At 72.6% G+C, this 16,118-nt stretch carries 14 protein-coding genes; 11 read left to right on the top strand and 3 right to left on the bottom strand.

The window, feature by feature from the left end; translation table 11 throughout:
- Window positions 1-53: 53 nt before the first annotated feature.
- The 10 genes from ribD (at window position 54) to AC3IYI_RS06500 (ending at window position 8,851) form a co-directional block, all read left to right on the top strand.
- Window positions 54-1,211 (top strand): bifunctional diaminohydroxyphosphoribosylaminopyrimidine deaminase/5-amino-6-(5-phosphoribosylamino)uracil reductase RibD, encoded by a 1,158-nt coding sequence (gene ribD, locus AC3IYI_RS06545; RefSeq protein WP_489409297.1) that lies wholly within the window; start codon window positions 54-56, stop codon window positions 1,209-1,211.
- Complete coding sequence (locus AC3IYI_RS06540; protein WP_489409296.1) at window positions 1,212-1,850, top strand: riboflavin synthase; 639 nt, start codon at window positions 1,212-1,214, stop codon at window positions 1,848-1,850.
- On the top strand, window positions 1,847-2,500 hold the full coding sequence (locus AC3IYI_RS06535) for a nicotinamide mononucleotide transporter family protein (protein WP_489409295.1): 654 nt from the start codon (window positions 1,847-1,849) through the stop codon (window positions 2,498-2,500). Before AC3IYI_RS06540 ends, AC3IYI_RS06535 begins: the two co-directional genes overlap by 4 nt.
- Window positions 2,497-3,798: a bifunctional 3,4-dihydroxy-2-butanone-4-phosphate synthase/GTP cyclohydrolase II gene (locus tag AC3IYI_RS06530; protein ID WP_489409294.1), complete on the top strand. Its 1,302-nt coding sequence runs from the start codon at window positions 2,497-2,499 to the stop codon at window positions 3,796-3,798. The genes AC3IYI_RS06535 and AC3IYI_RS06530 overlap by 4 nt, the downstream gene beginning before the upstream one ends.
- A 77-nt stretch (window positions 3,799-3,875) precedes the next feature.
- Window positions 3,876-4,367, top strand: a complete 492-nt coding sequence (gene ribH / locus AC3IYI_RS06525) for a 6,7-dimethyl-8-ribityllumazine synthase (RefSeq protein ID WP_266910570.1) — start codon at window positions 3,876-3,878, stop codon at window positions 4,365-4,367.
- A gap of 28 nt (window positions 4,368-4,395) precedes the next feature.
- Window positions 4,396-4,677: a phosphoribosyl-ATP diphosphatase gene (locus tag AC3IYI_RS06520; RefSeq protein ID WP_489409293.1), complete on the top strand. Its 282-nt coding sequence runs from the start codon at window positions 4,396-4,398 to the stop codon at window positions 4,675-4,677.
- Between the two features lie 122 nt (window positions 4,678-4,799).
- Window positions 4,800-5,648 (top strand): ATP phosphoribosyltransferase, encoded by an 849-nt coding sequence (gene hisG, locus AC3IYI_RS06515; protein WP_489409292.1) that lies wholly within the window; start codon window positions 4,800-4,802, stop codon window positions 5,646-5,648.
- Between the two features lie 94 nt (window positions 5,649-5,742).
- The gene (locus AC3IYI_RS06510) at window positions 5,743-6,207 is read left to right on the top strand and encodes a PH domain-containing protein (RefSeq protein WP_489409291.1); all 465 of its coding nucleotides are present in this window, start codon (window positions 5,743-5,745) and stop codon (window positions 6,205-6,207) included.
- A 200-nt stretch (window positions 6,208-6,407) separates the two neighbouring features.
- The gene (locus tag AC3IYI_RS06505; RefSeq protein ID WP_489409290.1) at window positions 6,408-7,811 is read left to right on the top strand and encodes a hemolysin family protein; all 1,404 of its coding nucleotides are present in this window, start codon (window positions 6,408-6,410) and stop codon (window positions 7,809-7,811) included.
- On the top strand, window positions 7,808-8,851 hold the full coding sequence (locus AC3IYI_RS06500; RefSeq protein ID WP_243334497.1) for a hemolysin family protein: 1,044 nt from the start codon (window positions 7,808-7,810) through the stop codon (window positions 8,849-8,851). Before AC3IYI_RS06505 ends, AC3IYI_RS06500 begins: the two co-directional genes overlap by 4 nt.
- A 123-nt stretch (window positions 8,852-8,974) precedes the next feature.
- Here the strand turns inward: AC3IYI_RS06500 and AC3IYI_RS06495 are convergent, their stop codons facing one another.
- The 3 genes from AC3IYI_RS06495 to AC3IYI_RS06485 form a co-directional block, all read right to left on the bottom strand.
- A complete protein-coding gene (locus AC3IYI_RS06495; RefSeq protein ID WP_489409289.1) occupies window positions 8,975-10,924 on the bottom strand; it encodes an AAA family ATPase in 1,950 nt (649 codons plus the stop codon).
- A gap of 47 nt (window positions 10,925-10,971) precedes the next feature.
- Window positions 10,972-12,849, bottom strand: coding sequence for a zinc ribbon domain-containing protein (locus AC3IYI_RS06490; protein ID WP_489409288.1), 1,878 nt, complete (start codon window positions 12,847-12,849; stop codon window positions 10,972-10,974).
- 580 nt (window positions 12,850-13,429) lie between these two features.
- Complete coding sequence (locus AC3IYI_RS06485) at window positions 13,430-14,065, bottom strand: uridine kinase family protein (protein ID WP_489409287.1); 636 nt, start codon at window positions 14,063-14,065, stop codon at window positions 13,430-13,432.
- Between the two features lie 544 nt (window positions 14,066-14,609).
- Here AC3IYI_RS06485 and AC3IYI_RS06480 point away from each other — a divergent pair.
- Window positions 14,610-16,046: a C39 family peptidase gene (locus AC3IYI_RS06480; RefSeq protein ID WP_489409286.1), complete on the top strand. Its 1,437-nt coding sequence runs from the start codon at window positions 14,610-14,612 to the stop codon at window positions 16,044-16,046.
- Window positions 16,047-16,118 lie beyond the last annotated feature (72 nt).

Below are 16,118 nucleotides of genomic sequence, written 5' to 3'. Positions count from 1 at the left end.
TGTGCTACCCGCTTCATCTGTCGTATCCCGACAGGCCCCGGAGTCCGTGCCCGATGAGGCAGGAGGACCCGGTGGCGACACACGCCGCGCACGCAGCACCCGACGCGGGCACCCGCGCCATGCGCCGAGCCATCGAGCTCGCCGCCCGCGGACTCGGCTCCACCAGCCCCAACCCGGTCGTCGGCTGCGTCATCACCGACGCCTCGGGCGCCGTCGTGGGCGAAGGCTGGCACGAGCGGGCCGGCGGCCCGCACGCCGAGATCCACGCCCTGAACGCGGCAGGCCCGGCGGCCCGCGGCGGCACCGCCTACGTCACCCTCGAACCCTGCAACCACACCGGGCGTACGGGACCCTGCGCGCAGGCCCTCATCGCCGCCGGGATCACCCGCGTGTTCTACGCGGTCTCCGACCCGAACCCGCAGGCCAGCGGCGGCGGCGCCACCCTGCGCGCCGCCGGGATCGACGCCGGCGGCGGACTGCTCGCCGAGGAGGCCGAGGCGGGCAACGCCGCCTGGCTGACCTCCGTACGCCTGGGCCGCCCGTACATCCTGTGGAAGTACGCCGCGACCCTCGACGGCCGCATCGCGGCCGCCGACGGCACCAGCCGCTGGATCAGCTCTCCCGAGTCCCGCGCCGACGTCCACCGGCTGCGCGCCGAGTCCGACGCCGTGGTCGTGGGCTCCGGCACCCTGCGCGCCGACGACCCGCACCTCGCGGTCCGGGGGATCGACGGCTTCACCGCCGCCGACCAGCCCCTGCGCGTGGTCCTGGACACCCACGCCACGATCCGGCCCACCGCCCGGGTCCTGGACGAGGCCGCGCCCACCCTGATCGCCGTCGCCGAGGACGCCGACACCCGCCACCTCGCCGGAGCGGAGCTGGCCCGGCTCCCGTACGACAAGTACGGGATCTCCGTGGACGCCCTGCTGCGCGAGCTGTACGGGCGCGGCATCCGCTCCGTCCTCCTCGAAGGCGGCCCCACCCTGGCCGGCGCCTTCGTCGCCGCCGGGGCCGTCGACAAGGTGATCGGCTACCTCGCCCCCGTCCTCCTCGGCGCGGGCCCCGCGGTCCTCGCCGACGCCGGCATCGGCACCCTCGCCGACGCGCTCCGGCTCCGGATCACCGAAACCGTCCGCATCGGCACCGACATCCGCGTCACCGCCGTCCCCGCACCGGCCCCCTCCGCCCCCACAGCCCTCAAGGAGCACTGAGTGTTCACCGGAATCGTCGAAGAACTGGGCGAGGTCGTCGCCGTCGAGGAGCTCGCCGAAGCCTCCCGCTTCCGCCTGCGCGGCCCGGTCGTCACCGAGGACGCCAAGCACGGCGACTCCATCGCCGTGAACGGCGTCTGCCTGACGGTCGTGGAGACCGGTGACGGCGAGTTCACCGCCGACGTCATGCAGGAGACCCTGAACCGCTCCAGCCTCGGCGCCCTCACCCAGGGCTCCCGGGTCAACCTGGAGCGCCCGATGGAGCTCGGCGGACGGCTCGGCGGCCACCTGGTCCAGGGGCACGTGGACGGAACCGGCGAGATCATTTCGCGGACCCCCTCCGAGCACTGGGAGATCGTCAAGGTCGCCCTCCCGGAGAACCTCTCCCGCTACGTGGTCGAGAAGGGCTCCATCACGGTCGACGGCGTCAGCCTCACCGTGGTCGAGGCCGCCGCCGACTGGTTCACCATCAGCCTCATCCCCACCACCCTCGCGCTGACCACCCTGGGCATCAAGAAGCCCGGCGACCCGGTCAACCTCGAGGTCGACGTCCTGGCCAAGTACGTGGAGCGGCTGCTGGCCGCCGGCGTCACCCCCCTGGCCCCGAACGTGCTGCACCGTGCGGGGGAGTCGCAGTGAACGCCCTGACCTGGCTCAACACCGAGGCCTTCGAGGTCTTCGGTCAGAAGGTCATCTGGTCCGACATGATCGGCAACCTGGTCGGCCTGGGCGCCCTCGCGCTCGGCTGGCGGCGCTCCATATGGACCTGGCCCGCCCAGCTCCTCTCCGGCCTGATCCTCGTCGGCGCCTACGCCTCCGCGCACCTCTCCGGCGGGGTCGGCAAGCAGCTCCTCGTCATCGGCGTGGCCGTGTGGGGCTGGCGCGCCTGGCAGCGCGGCAAGCAGGACGCCCAGGACGGCTCCATCGCCGTCCGCACCGCCTCCTGGAAGGAGCGCGGCCTCCTCCTGGCCGGCGCGGTCGCCGGGACCCTGGCCGTCGGCGGACTGTTCACCCTCTACCCGAGCCTGTCGTGGAGCCCGTGGGCCGACGCCTACATCTTCGTCGGCACCATCGTCGCGATGGTCGCCCAGGCCCGCGGCCTGGTCGAGTTCTGGTTCGCCTGGCTCCTCGTCGACCTGGTCGGCGTACCCCTCGCCTTCAACAGCGGACTGGCCTTCTCCGGCCTCGTCTACGTCGTGTACTTCGCCCTCGTCCTCTGGGGCGCCTACGACTGGTACCAGCGCTCGCGCACCACCACCGCCCCGGCTCTGGAAGGAGCAACGGCATGACCTCCCCGAACCCCGTCCTGAAGCCCGTGCCCGACGTCGAGCTGGAGACGTTCCGGCTCGACCCCGTCGAGCAGGCCATCCGCGACATCGCGGCCGGCCGTCCCGTGGTCGTCGTCGACGACGAGGACCGCGAGAACGAGGGCGACCTCGTCATCGCGGCCGAGAAGGCCACCCCCGAGATCATCGCGTTCATGATGAGCGAGTGCCGCGGCCTGATCTGCGCCCCGCTGGAGGGCGACGAGCTGGAGCGGCTCGAACTCCCGCAGATGGTCCAGCACAACACCGAGTCGATGCAGACCGCCTTCACCGTCTCCGTCGACGCGAGCGCGGCCCACGGGGTCACCACCGGCATCTCGGCCGCCGACCGCGCCACCACCCTGCGGCTGCTCGCCGACGGGGTCTCGGGCCCCGCAGACTTCGTCCGCCCCGGCCACGTCTTCCCGCTGCGCGCGAAGCCCGGCGGCGTCCTGGTCCGCAACGGCCACACCGAGGCCGCCGTCGACCTCGCCCGCCTCGCGGGCCTGCGCCCGGCCGGCGCCATCGTGGAGATCGCCGGCGAGGACGGGGTGATGCTGCGACTGCCCGAGCTGATCCCCTTCGCCCGCAAGCACGGCCTGACGATCATCTCCATCGAGGACCTGATCGCCTACCGCCGCTCCGCCGAGCCGACCGTACGCCGCGAGGCCCAGGTCAGCCTGCCGACCTCCTTCGGCCACTTCACCGCGTACGGGTTCCGCTCCACCGTGGACGGCGTCGAGCACGTCGCCCTCGTCCACGGCGAGATCGGCGACGGCGAGGACGTCCTGGTCCGGATGCACTCGGAGTGCCTGACCGGGGACATCTTCCAGTCGCAGCGCTGCGACTGCGGCCCCCAGCTGCACACCGCCATGGAGCGGGTCCAGGCGGCCGGCCGCGGTGTGATCGTCTACCTGCGCGGCCACGAGGGCCGCGGCATCGGCCTGCTGTCGAAGCTGCGGGCGTACGAGCTCCAGGAGCGCGGCCGCGACACCCTCGACGCCAACCTGGAGCTGGGCCTGCCCGCCGACGCCCGCGACTACGGGGCCGGCGCGCAGATGCTCGCCGACCTCGGCGTCCACAGCGTCCGGCTGCTCACCAACAACCCCGAGAAGTCGGCGGCGCTCATCAGCCACGGCATCAAGGTTTCCGACCGGGAGCCGATGCCCATGGAGGCGGGCGAGCACAACCTGCGCTACCTGCGCACCAAGCGGGACCGGATGGGCCACGACCTGCCCTGGCTGGACGGGGCCACGACCACGTCCGCCTGCGGCAACCAGTAACACCACCCGAGCACCACCCCGAGCACCACCCCCGAGCACCACCCCACACCACACGAATCGCACCGAGGAGCAGAGCTGTGAGCGGCAAGGGCGCACCCGAACTGAGCGTGAAGAACTGCGGAGACCTCCGCGTCGCCGTGATCGCGGCCCAGTGGCACGAAAAGGTCATGGACGGCCTGGTGGACGGCGCCCTGCGGGCCCTGCACGAGCTGGGGATCGACGAGCCCACCCTGCTGCGCGTCCCGGGCAGCTTCGAGCTCCCGGTCGTGGCGAAGGTACTGGCCGGTCGCGGTTACGATGCCATCGTCGCCCTCGGCGTGGTCATCCGCGGCGGCACCCCGCACTTCGACTACGTGTGCCAGGGCGTCACCCAGGGCCTGGTGCAGGTGTCCATCGACACCGGAGTCCCCGTCGGCTTCGGCGTACTGACCTGCGACAACGACGAGCAGGCGCTGGACCGTGCCGGGCTCGAGGGGTCGAACGAGGACAAGGGGCACGAAGCGGTCACCGCCGCCGTCTCCACCGCCATGATCCTGCGGGCCGTCACGAACCCTGGCGCCAGCAGGTAGCCGCCGACCCCGTATTCTGAGGACCATCATGGCGAACAAACCCCCCAAGAGCTTCGAAGAGCTCTTCACCGAGCTCCAGCTCAAGGCCGCCAACGGCGACCCCAGCACCTCCCGTACCGCCGAGCTGGTCGGCAAGGGTGTCCATGCCATCGGCAAGAAGGTCGTCGAAGAGGCCGCCGAGGTCTGGATGGCCGCCGAGTACGAGGGCAAGGAAGCCGCCGCCGAGGAGATCTCCCAGCTGCTCTACCACGTCCAGGTGATGATGGTGGCGCGCGGGATCTCCCTCGAAGACGTCTACGCGCACCTCTAGGCCGCAGCAGCTCTCAGGCCGCGGCAGTTCCGCGCGGGCCCCGGCACACACTGCCGGGGCGTCCGCGCGTCCACCACCCGTACCAGCACACCCTTTCGCACCTACGCACCAAAGGAAGCCCCATGCTGCGCATCGCCGTCCCCAACAAGGGTTCACTCTCCGGACCGGCGTCGGCGATGCTCCATGAGGCCGGCTACCGGATGCGCAAGGAGTCCAAGGAGCTCGTGGTCGTCGACCCCGACAACGAGGTGGAGTTCTTCTACCTCCGCCCCAAGGACATCGCGATCTACGTGTCCTCCGGCAAGCTCGACATCGGCATCACCGGCCGCGACCTGCTGCTCGACTCCGGCGCCAGCGCCGAGGAGATCCTGCCGCTGAACTTCGGCCGCTCCACCTTCCGCTACGCCACCATCCCCGGCACCGCGAAGGGCCCCGAGGACTTCCACGGGATGACCATCGCGACCTCGTACGAGGGAATCGTCGCGAAGCACCTCGCCGACAAGGGCATCGAGGCCTCCGTCGTCCACCTCGACGGCGCGGTCGAGACCGCCATCCAGCTCGGCGTCGCCCAGATCATCGCCGACGTCGTCGAGACCGGCACCAGCCTGCGCAACGCCGGACTCGAGGTCATCGGCGAGCCGATCATGACCTCCGAGGCCGTCGTCATCCGCGGCAACGGCACCGACCCCGAGGACCCGCAGGCCCAGCAGTTCCTGCGCCGCCTCCAGGGCGTCCTGGTCGCCCGCAGCTACGTGATGATGGACTACGACTGCCGCGCCGAGCACCTGGAGCGCGCGGTCGCCCTCACCCCGGGCCTGGAGTCGCCGACCGTCTCCCCGCTGCACAACGAGGGCTGGGTCGCCGTCCGCGCCATGGTCCCCGCCAAGGAGGCGCAGCGGATCATGGACGACCTGTACGAGCTCGGCGCGCGCGCGATCCTCACCACCTCGATCCACGCCTGCCGCCTCTGACGGGTCCGCCGGCGCTCCGCCGCGCGGCTTCCCCTCACGATCCGGCTCACCGTCCGGCTCACCATCCGGCACCACCCGAAGGCACCCGAAGAACATGGCCGACGCCACCGCCCAGCCCGCACCGCCCGCCCTGCCGGTCACCTTCCGGCCGACCCGCACCCGGGCCGTCCTGCTGGGCGTGGGCGCCGCCATGTTCGTCACGATCACCGCGATCGCGCTGATCCTCGAAACCCTGCACCCCGGTGAGCGGATCGCCTTCGTCTTCACCGCGGCCCTGCTCTCCTCCGTCCTCGTCCTGCTCAGCCGCCCCAAGGTGGTCGCCGACGAAACCGGAGTCACGGTCGTCAACCTCACCACCACCCGCCGCCTGGAGTGGGCGCAGATCCTGCGCGTCAACCTCCGCCCCGGCGACGCCTGGGTGTTCCTCGACCTGAGCGACGGCACCAGCCTGCCCGCCCTCGGCATCCAGCCCGGGGTCGCCAAGGCCCAGGCGATCGCCGACGCCCGCGCCCTGCGCGCCCTGGCCGAAGTCCGCGGATCCGGCTCAAAGAACGACTGACCCCGGCCGACCTCGTCGCTGCGTCCCATTGCGGCGGCGATCTCAATGACTAATCTGGTGTGGGGGCGCGATCGTGCGCCCTCCCACCGGCCCCGGGACCCCGAGGCCCGTGGGCACCTGCGACTCGAGGAGTGACTCCCTCCAGCAATGGACGGATCGTCCGGTAGTACACGCGCCGCCCTCCCCACGGAGGCGGCGGCATGACCATCCCGCTACTCCTGCTCGTGGCGGCATTCGCCCTGATCCTCGCCAACGGCTTCTTCGTGGCAGCCGAATTCGGCCTCGTCACCGTCGAGAGACCCGAGGCCGAACGCGCCGCGGCCGAGGGCGACCGCCGTGCCCGCACGGTCGTCGCAGCCCTGCGGGAGCTGTCCTTCCAGCTCTCCGGCACCCAGCTCGGCATCACCATCACCTCCCTCGTGGTCGGCATGCTCGCCGAGCCCGCCCTCGCCGCCCTGCTGGCCGGGCCGCTCGAAGCGACCGGCCTCCCCAAGGGCGTCGTACCCGGCGTGGCCGTCGTCATCGGCATGCTGCTCGCCTCCGCCGTCCAGATGGTCGTCGGCGAGCTCGTCCCGAAGAACTGGGCCGTCTCCCGGCCGCTCCAAGTGGCCCGTTTCGTGGCCGGACCGCAGCACGTCTTCTCCCGGGTCTTCCGGCCGGTCATCGCGGGCCTCAACGCCGTCGCCAACCGGCTCGTCCGGGCGCTCGGCGTGGAGCCCACCGAAGAGATGGCCTCCGCCCGCACCCCCGGCGAACTGGTCTCCCTGGTCCGCCATTCGGCCCAGGCCGGCGCCCTGGAACAGGACACCGCCGACCTCTTCGTACGGACCCTCTCGCTGGGCGAGCTCACGGCGCAGCTGGTCATGACCCCCCGGGTCAAGGTCAGCGCGCTCCAGGACACGGCCACCGCCGCCGACGTGCTCAACCTGACCCGCGCCACGGGCCTGTCCCGTTTCCCGGTCTACCGCGAGCGCATCGACGAGATCACCGGGGTCGTCCACCTCAAGGACGCCCTCGCGGTGCCCGAGGCCGAGCGCGCCCGCACCAGCGTCAGCGGGATCTGCGTCGCCCCGCTGCTGGTGCCCGGATCCCTGCCGGTGCAGCCGCTCCTGGAACGGCTGCGCAGCGAACAGCCGATGGCCGTGGTCGTCGACGAGTACGGCGGCACCGCCGGCGTCGTCACCCTGGAGGACATCGTGGAGGAGCTCGTCGGCGAAGTCCGTGACGAGCACGACCTCGCGGAGGACGGCAGCCCCGAACTGGCCGCCGTACCCGCCGAGGACGGCCGCCCCTCCTGGGAGGCCGACGGCAGCTGCCGCGTGCAGACCCTGCGCCGCATAGGCCTGGAGGTCCCCGAAGGCCCGTACGAGACCGTCGCCGGGCTCGTCGCCGACCTGCTCGGCCGCATCCCCGCCCCCGGGGACCGCGCCGAACTGCCCGGCTGGAAGCTCTCCGTGCGCCAGGTCCACCGCTACCGTGCCGAGCGGGTCCGCCTCGTGCGCACCGCTCCCGTGGGCCCCGGCGCTCCGGGCGGCCGCGGCTTCGACGGGCTCGCCCCGGCACCGTCCGCCCCCGCCGAGCTGGCACAGGTGGGTGGCCGGTGAACGCGCTCCAACTGCTGTTCGCCCTGCTCCTCGTCCTGGCCAACGGCTTCTTCGTCGGCGCCGAGTTCGCCCTCGTCTCCGTCCGCCGCAGCCAGATCGAACCCCTCGCGGCCGGCTCCAAGCGGGCCCGCCAGGTGCTCCACGGCCTGGAGAACCTGCCGCGCATGATGGCCGCCGCGCAGTTCGGCATCACCATGTGCTCGCTCACCCTCGGAGCCGTCGCCGAGCCCACCGTGGCCCGGCTCCTGGAGCCCGTCTTCCACGCCGCACACGTGCCCGAAGGCCTGATCCACCCGCTGGGCTACGCGGTGGCCCTCACCGCGGTGATCTTCCTGCACCTGGTCATCGGCGAGATGGTCCCCAAGAACCTCGCCATGGCCGCCCCCGAGAAGACCGCCCTGTGGTTCAGCCCCGGACTGGTCGCCTTCGCACGGGTCTGCGGACCGGTCACCACGGCGCTGGGCGCCTGCGCCACGCTGATCCTGAGGCTCTTCAAGGTGGAGCCCAAGGACGAGGTCGAGGCCGTCTACACCTCCGCCCAGCTCGGCCGCCTGCTGATGGACTCCCGGCAGGCCGGTCTTCTGGAGCCGGTCGAACAGGAGCGCCTGGAGGACGCGCTGGAACTGGGCAGCCGCCCGGTCACCGACGTCCTCCTCGCCCCGGCCCGGCTGGTCACGGTTGGTCCGGCGGTCACCCCGCGCCAGATCGAGCAGCTCACGGTCCGCACCGGGTACTCCCGCTTCCCCGTCCGCGCCGACAGCGGTGCCTTCATGGGCTACCTGCACGTGAAGGACGTCCTGGACCTGGAGGACCGCGAACGGGCCGTGCCCCAGCGGGTCTGGCGCCGCATGACCACGATCTGCTCGACGCTCCCGCTGGACGACGCCCTGACGGTCATGCGCCGCGACGCCACCCACTTGGCGCAGGTCGCGGACCCCTCCGGCCGGGTGCTCGGCCTGGTCGCCATGGAGGACGTCCTGGAGACGTTGGTCGGCGAGGTCCGCGACCCGGCCCACCGGGGGTACGCGAGGAGCGCGTAGCGGCCCCGGACCGTCCTCAAACGCCGGCGAATCCAGCCTCGCCGGCGTTTGAGGCGCGGGGTCTGGGGCGGAGCCCCAGAGAACGGGCGAAGGGCGGGTAGGGGACTTCGCGCCGCGCAGCGGCTACAGCGGCGGCGGCTCCGGCCGCTCCTGGGGGCCGCGGCCCGACAGGACCTCGCCGTAGGCCTGCATCAGGTCCGCCAGCCGCAGCGTGGAGAGGTCCTCCCGGGAGGGATCACCGGTGAAACCGGACAGCCGGAGGTCCCGGTACGCGCAGCTCTTCTCGTACAGCGTGCGCAGGAACCGCCCGTTCCCCAGCTCGTCGATCCACCCCTGCTCCACCACGTGCCCGCTGATGCTCCGCAGCTCCTCCAGGGCTTCCTCGTCCCACCGGTCCCCGTTCGCGTCCGCCAGCACCCCGCCGATCGAGGTGAGTTCCAGCGGCCGGTAGCTCGGGAAGTCCACCCGCGTGGTGAACCGCGAGGACAGCCCCGGATTCGTGGCGAGCAGCCGGTCCATCCCCGCCGGATAGCCCGCCAGGATCACCACCAGGTGGTCGCGGTTGTCCTCCGCCCGCTTCAGCAGCACCTGAAGGGCCTCGTCGCCGTACGCATCGCCCTTGCTGTAGCCGGAGTTGGAGAGGCTGTACGCCTCGTCCACGAACAGCACCCCGCCGATCGCCGAGTCGATCAGCTCGTTCGCCTTCACGGCGGTCTGCCCGAGGAACTCGCCGACCAGGTCCGCGCGCCCGGCCTCCACGAGGTGGTCGCCGCCGAGCAGGCCCAGCGCGTAGAAGACCCGGCCCAGGATCCGCGCCACCGTGGTCTTGCCCGTGCCCGACGGTCCGGAGAAGACGAAGTGCCGTTTCGGCGGCTGCACCGGAAGCCCCTGCCCCGTCCGCAGCCTGGCCATGTGCAGTTGCGCGGAGAGCGCCTTCACCTGCCGTTTGACCGGCTCCAGGCCCACCATCCGCTCCAGCTCCGCGAGCGCCTCGGCCAGCGCCGCCGGATCCGCCGGCCCGGCCGGCAGCCCCACGGGTCCCGGCTGCGCGGGCAGCGATGCCTTGCGCCGTACGCCGGACGGCAGTCCCGCGCCGGGCCCCGGCGCTCCCGGGCCGTGCCGCGGCTCCGGCGGGTCGGCCGCCGCGAGCGGGTCCGGATCCGGCTGCCCGTCCGCGGCGATCCCCTGGACCGGACCGCCGCCCAGCGCCACTGCCGCGAAGTCCCCGCCCGACGGGGTGGGTCCGTGCCCGCCGAAGGCCTCGTAGCCGGCGCCGCTCGCGTACCCGGCCAGGCCGTCGGCGTCCTCGCTGTCCTCGATGGCCGTCAGCCGGGCCGCCGTGTCCATGAACGCCGGGTCCACCCGGTGCACCGCCCGGTACAGCGGCAGCGCCGCCGCGCTGCGCCCGGTCCCCTCGTGCGCCCGCGCCAGCCAGTAGCGCAGCTCCTTGCGCTGGGGCTGCTCGCTGCGGCAGCGCATCAGCGAGGCCGCCAGCAGCGGCTCGGCCTGCCCGTACATCTCCAGCCGGACCCGGGCCATCCCGCCGAACAGGCCCGCTTCGATGCCCAGGAGCGGATCGTCGACCAGCGATTCGGTGGAGCGGACCAACTGCTCCCAGTCCTTGACCAGGTACGCCCGGCAGGCGTGCAGGAAGCGGACGTGCGGGTCGGTGTCCACGGGCGGCAGGGCCGCGAGCGCTTGGTCCAGCTCGGGGACGTGGCGCCCGTCCAGCCAGTGCGAGGCGTGCGCCAGCAGCAGGTCCCGTCTGGTCTCCAGTACGGGCTGCACCCACCAGCCCAGCCAGTACCAGGAGTTCAGCGTCCGCCGGTGACGGGCCCGCTGTTCCCCGAAGCGGTCCCGGTGGGCGTACATGCGCAGTAACGCGTTCGTGGTGTCGACGCGGAGCGCGTGCAGGCCCAGCCAGGCATCCGCCATCGCGGGGTCGAGTCGTACGGCCGTCCGGAACTCCTCCTCGGCCTGCGGGTAGGCGCCGATCGTGCAGGCGTCCACTCCTCGCAGCCAGGCGAGTTCGGCCGGGGCGTGCGCGCTGCTGCCGTGCGCGGCGAAGTCCATCACATCCCCCACAAGCGTCTCTAGAACTCTGTGTGTGCCTGAGTGGTTCAGGTTTTTCGGGCGCGGCGTGGCCGTGTGCGGTCGCCACTTCGGGGTCCGAACCTCGGGGTGAGGTGGTGGACCTGGGTGGCGTGCAGGTGGTGGAAGCCGGTCCGCTCGACGGCGCTGGTGCGTCGTCGACAGGTTCTGCGTGAGAGCCGTACCCGGCCGGCCGGGAGGTAGCTTTCCGGCTGGTCGGATACGGGTACTCCATGACCTGATACCGGCCCGAATGCTGCTGGTGTCTGGGTGTCATGCCCCGCCGGACGCTGTACCGACCCCTGGGGGCTGGTGGCGGGGACCGTACGCACGTCGGGCATACGGCGGGAAGTCCTCGGGCCCGGAGGCTGTCCGGCGGCGCGCCGGGCGCCCGGGCCACGAGGACCGGACGGCCTGCTGCGAGTGGGACGCCCCTTGCCCAGGGTGCTCCTGGTCCCGCGCGGCCGGGGCAAGGGGTTGTCCGCGCGGCGCTCCCGGCGCAGGTGGCGGGTGGTCTGCTTCGGGCGGCGCACACCGCGCACGGTGCCGTCGACGGTGGTGCGGATGGTCCGGGTGCCGGTAGCGCGTTCGGTGACGGTGTAGGTCTGGGCGAGCAGGCCGCGCGAGACGATCCGGCGGGCGGCTGTGTGGTCGCGGTCCATGGACAGTCCGCAGCCGGTGCAGTGGGCCCACTTCCAGCCCCGCTCACCCAGCCGGTCAGGGGCCGGATGGTGGGTGAGGGCGCCCAGGCACCCGGGACAACGGGCGGAGGTGCCGCGGGCGGGGACGGTGACCACCGCGATCCCGGCCTTCGCCCCCAGGTGCCGGATGGCTTCGGCGATGGTGCCGCGGACCTGCCCGGACAGGCGGGCGTTACCGCGCCGGTGGCCGCGTGCTTCCAGGGTGGCGAGGTGTTCGCGGTGGGTGCGCAGCCGATGGAGTTTCGCGCTGACCGTGGTGGCGCCGAAGATCAGGGGGCGGCCGTCGGTCACCACCCGCCGCGTCTGGCCCCGCCCGGTCAGGCGGCCGACCGTGCCGGTGAGGAGGGTGTTGAAACCCCAGTCGAAACCCACTGCCACCTCGTGCCCGCTCGCCTTGGTGGCGGGGGCGGGCCGTGAGTGCGGCAGGTCCACCGCGACACGGCCGCTGCTGGTGGGGCGCAGGGTGGGTGTGTGCAGCACCGAGTCCGCCCCTACGGTGCCTGGCAGCCGGATGCCGATCACATGCCAGGCCCACTCCCTGCCCGAGACGGGGGCCGCGCACAGCGGGAGTTTGACCCGCAAGCGGGCCGTCACCTCATCCACCCGCTCCATAGTGACCTGCTGGCGGTCCATCGCGGCGAGAAGAACCTGCGGGGCGATCCGGGGCGGGTCCTCCAGTACGCACAGCCCGAGCGGAAGGCGCCGGTTCTCAGCCACATAGGCCCGGATCTGGCGGGTGCGGTTACGGAACTCCGCACCACTCACCCCAGCAGGCAGGAGGGTTCGCAGCGCCGTCCAATCCGCCTCGCTACGCCGCCCCGGATCGGCCGGCCAGGTCGCCAGGACCGCCGCCACCAAACTCCGCCGGTGCAAAGCCAGGCGCAGAGTACGCGCCGCGTACTCCTCGGCCGCCCGGCGCACCCGGTCCGACACATACACGCCCTCGCCCTCGGCGGCGGCCTTCGGCCAGTGAAGGCGGCGCATCGCCATCCACCCCTTGGACGGCAGCACCTCGCCCCGCCCGTCCACACCGGCGGCCAGCACATCCAGCGACGCCTCATCCCACCGCGAGGCCACCAGCAGCTGGGTCAACTCCTGGCACAGGGAAGCCAGAAACCCCACCCGCTCCCACAGCATCCGTCGTCCGACCAGCTCGCTGCCGCCCTCGACCACGGCACGGAAGGCAGTACACGTCGCCGTCGCCATCAACCTCGCCACGCCCACCACCCCTCCCCGCGATCCCGGACCCGCCAAAGCCGGCGCCCACCCGTATCCGATCGGCCTAACGACCGACCATCGCACAAAGACACCCATCACCACAGCAATTGGCTACCGATGGCTACAGGCCCCGTCACGCAGCATCCACGGACCCCTAAGCGAAGTGCCCAACAGTTGGAGACGCCGCCCCCGTGGTGCCCAGCAACCCCCGCGATGCGTACGCGAGTTGTTCCTGCGCCGATGAAATCAGGGGTGCATCGTACCTGCGGTTACGCACCTTACGTAGGGTGCGTCGAAGACCTGCCGGGTGCGCATACGGGCGGCCGGCAGTGACACAGGGTGAGAAATCGGCCGCGATGTGCCCCGTGCGACGCCGCGACGGAGGAGTGCCGGGCGGGATTCGGCGGGGGGCCGGATGGCGGCACGAAGCCCCCGATCACGGGGGAACGATCGGGGGCTCCGAGTCCTCGGCGGCCGGTGAGGGCCGCTTCTTCAGAACGTAAGGCCGTCCCGGCCCCCCGGTCAAGCGGCCTGGAGGCGCCCGCGAAAAGGGTCTTTCCGTGACCCCTCAGCCCTGGGGGGCCTCATCACCTTCAGTCACCCGAGCGGCGATTCCAGCCGCCCCAGCCGCCCCGGAAGTCCACTCGTATCCCGTACCGCTCTGCCGCACCAGGGTGTCCGCGAAGGGGCGCGAAGGATCATCCGAGAAGTGCGCGAGCTCCGCGCGCTCCCATTCGTCCCAGAAGTCGGACAGTTCACGCCCGTCCCGGTCGCGCCCGCGCCCCCAGGACTTGGCGCGCGGAGTCTCCATCCACAGCAGCCGCGCCAGGTGCGGGCGCAGGGCGCGCCGTCCGGCGCCGACCCCCTCCACGAGCAGCACCGGCCCCGGCTCCAGCACCCGCCCGGGACCGAACCGCCGCTCGATCCAGTCGTACGCGGCCCAGTGCGCGGCCCGCCCCGCGGCGAGCGGCTCCAGCACCTGCGCGCGCAGCCGCCCCACCCAGCCGAACAGCTCCTCATGGGTGGCCACATCGTCGAGCCGCAACACGGGAGCCCCGCCCAACGCCTCGGCGAGCGCCCCCGCGAAGGTGCTCTTCCCGGACCCGGCGTGCCCGTCGATCCCGACGAGGCGGACGGGCCCGAGGGAGGGCGGCAGCGCGAGAATCTCGCGCGCGAGGGCCTGAAGTGACGCCTGATGTTCCACGCCCCCACCGTATGACCTCCGCCCCCGCGATGACCTCCGGCCCGGACCTGCCCTGCGGGGCCGTCCCCGACCCGGCCTTCCACCATCCCCCAGACTCCGTCCGGGGGGACCCCCAGCCGGACGCTGCCCGGACCCCGGTCCTCAATCGCGGGACGGGCTGAAAGCGGGGCCCCGAGCTGCGCCCGGACCCCCTGGGGCTCGGCCCCGGACCTCGCGCCTCAAACGCCGGCGGGGCTGGATTTCGCTCGGCGTGGGCTGGATTGCCCGTAGGGCAATGTCAGCCCCTCCGGCGTTTGAGGAGCGGGGGTCCGGGGGCTGGCCCCCGGGTACGGCGCCGCACACGGCAGCGGGTCCGGGCGGAGCCCGGGGAACGGGGGAAGGGCGGGTAGGGGACAGCCCCGCAGGGCCCGCCCCCGGGGGAGCGGGGCAGAGGGGGCCGCGCCCCGTCACCCCGACACGGCCCCCGGCTTCACGGCCCCGCAGGCGGGAACTGGAAGGGTGGGCGGGAGCCGACCCGCCGCACCGACCCCTGGGGGCCACGCCGATGACCGCAGCACCCACACCCCGCCGCGCCCTACTGGCGGTAGCCCTGGCGGCAGCCGCCGCGACCATCCCCGGCGGCCACGCCTCCGCGGCCGGGCCGAAGCCCGCCCCCCGGGGCCCGGGGCAGGCCCCGACCACCCCGCCCCCGGCCGGAGCCACCGCCGGAGCCACCGCGGAAGCCACCGCCGAAGCCACCCGCAAGACGGTCGACAACCGCTTCTGGTACTCGTACGCCCACTGGACCGCCGGCCTCCACCAGGGCACCACCGCCATCGGCGGCGCCCGCCCCGGCCTGGAGTTCAAGACCCCGACGGGCCGCACCGAGTACAAGGACCCGCACACCGCCAAGAAGAGCACCTGGGAGTACGCCACCTGGACCTCCCCGGTCCACACCTCCACCGTGCCCGCGACCGAGGCCATCGCCTCGTGGAACGCCCGCACCCCGGCCGGCACCTGGATCCAGGCGGAACTGCGCGGCACCTACACCGACGGCGCCGCCACCCCCTGGTACGTGATGGGCCGCTGGGCCTCCGGCGACGGCGACATCCGCCGCACCTCCGTGGACGGGCAGACCGACGGCAAGTCCACCGTCTGGACGGACACCCTGGCCGTGGACGCCCCCGCGAGCGGGCTGCGGATCAAGGACTGGCGGCTGCGCCTGACCCTGTACCGCAAGCCCGGCACGAGCCGCGGCCCCACGGTGTGGCTGGCCGGAGCCATGGCCTCGGACGTCCCGGACCGGTTCACCGTCCCCGCCTCCGTCCCCGCCGCCTCCGGCGGGGCCCACGAGCTGAAGGTGCCGAGGTACTCGCAGGAGACGCACGCCGGCCAGTACCCCGAGTACGACAACGGCGGTGAGGCCTGGTGCAGCCCCACCTCCTCGCAGATGATCATCGAGTTCTGGGGCCGCAGGGCCAGCGCCACCTCCGTGGCCTGGGTCAAGAAGGGCTACGCGGACCCCCAGGTCTGCCACGCCGCCCGCTCCACCTACGACGCCGCGTACAAGGGCTGCGGCAACTGGCCCTTCAACGCGGCCTACGCCGCCACCTACCGGCAGCTCGCCGGCGTGGTCACCCGCCTCTGCTCCCTCACCGACCTGGAGACCCTGGTCCGGGCCGGCATCCCGGTCATCACCTCCCAGTCCTTCACGGCCGAGGAGCTCACGGGCGCGGGCTACGGCACGGCCGGCCACCTGATGACCGTCATCGGCTTCACCGCCGCCGGCGATGTGATCGCCAACGACCCGAACTCGGCCGACAACGCCGCCGTGCGCCGCGTCTACCGGCGCCGGCAGTTCGAGAACAACTGGCTGCGGACCAAGCGGCACAACGCGGCCGGCAAGGTCGTCTCCGGCACCGGAGGCGTCTGTTATCTCTACGGTCCGATCCGCCCGAACCCGGCCCAGGTCCTCGCGCTGCGGGCGGTCGGAGTGCTCTGAGATTTCGCGTTGCCCCGGACGGCATGTAAGTGGAATATAAAGGGCAAAAGGGCAATAGGAGCTTCTCTAGGA

This window comes from Streptomyces sp. GL_148, from assembly GCF_057834205.1.
Note: the sequence above shows the minus strand (reverse complement) of the source record. Positions and strands in the feature narration are given on the sequence as shown.

Coding starts and splice junctions, on each gene's coding strand:
- AC3IYI_RS06480 (WP_489409286.1), top strand. CDS start 14,610: ATGACCGCAGCACCCACACCCCGCCGCGCCCTACTGGCGGTAGCCCTG.
- ribD (WP_489409297.1), top strand. CDS start 54: ATGAGGCAGGAGGACCCGGTGGCGACACACGCCGCGCACGCAGCACCC.
- AC3IYI_RS06530 (WP_489409294.1), top strand. CDS start 2,497: ATGACCTCCCCGAACCCCGTCCTGAAGCCCGTGCCCGACGTCGAGCTG.
- hisG (WP_489409292.1), top strand. CDS start 4,800: ATGCTGCGCATCGCCGTCCCCAACAAGGGTTCACTCTCCGGACCGGCG.
- AC3IYI_RS06490 (WP_489409288.1), bottom strand. CDS start 12,849: ATGGCGACGGCGACGTGTACTGCCTTCCGTGCCGTGGTCGAGGGCGGC.
- AC3IYI_RS06495 (WP_489409289.1), bottom strand. CDS start 10,924: ATGGACTTCGCCGCGCACGGCAGCAGCGCGCACGCCCCGGCCGAACTC.
- AC3IYI_RS06510 (WP_489409291.1), top strand. CDS start 5,743: ATGGCCGACGCCACCGCCCAGCCCGCACCGCCCGCCCTGCCGGTCACC.
- AC3IYI_RS06505 (WP_489409290.1), top strand. CDS start 6,408: ATGACCATCCCGCTACTCCTGCTCGTGGCGGCATTCGCCCTGATCCTC.
- AC3IYI_RS06520 (WP_489409293.1), top strand. CDS start 4,396: ATGGCGAACAAACCCCCCAAGAGCTTCGAAGAGCTCTTCACCGAGCTC.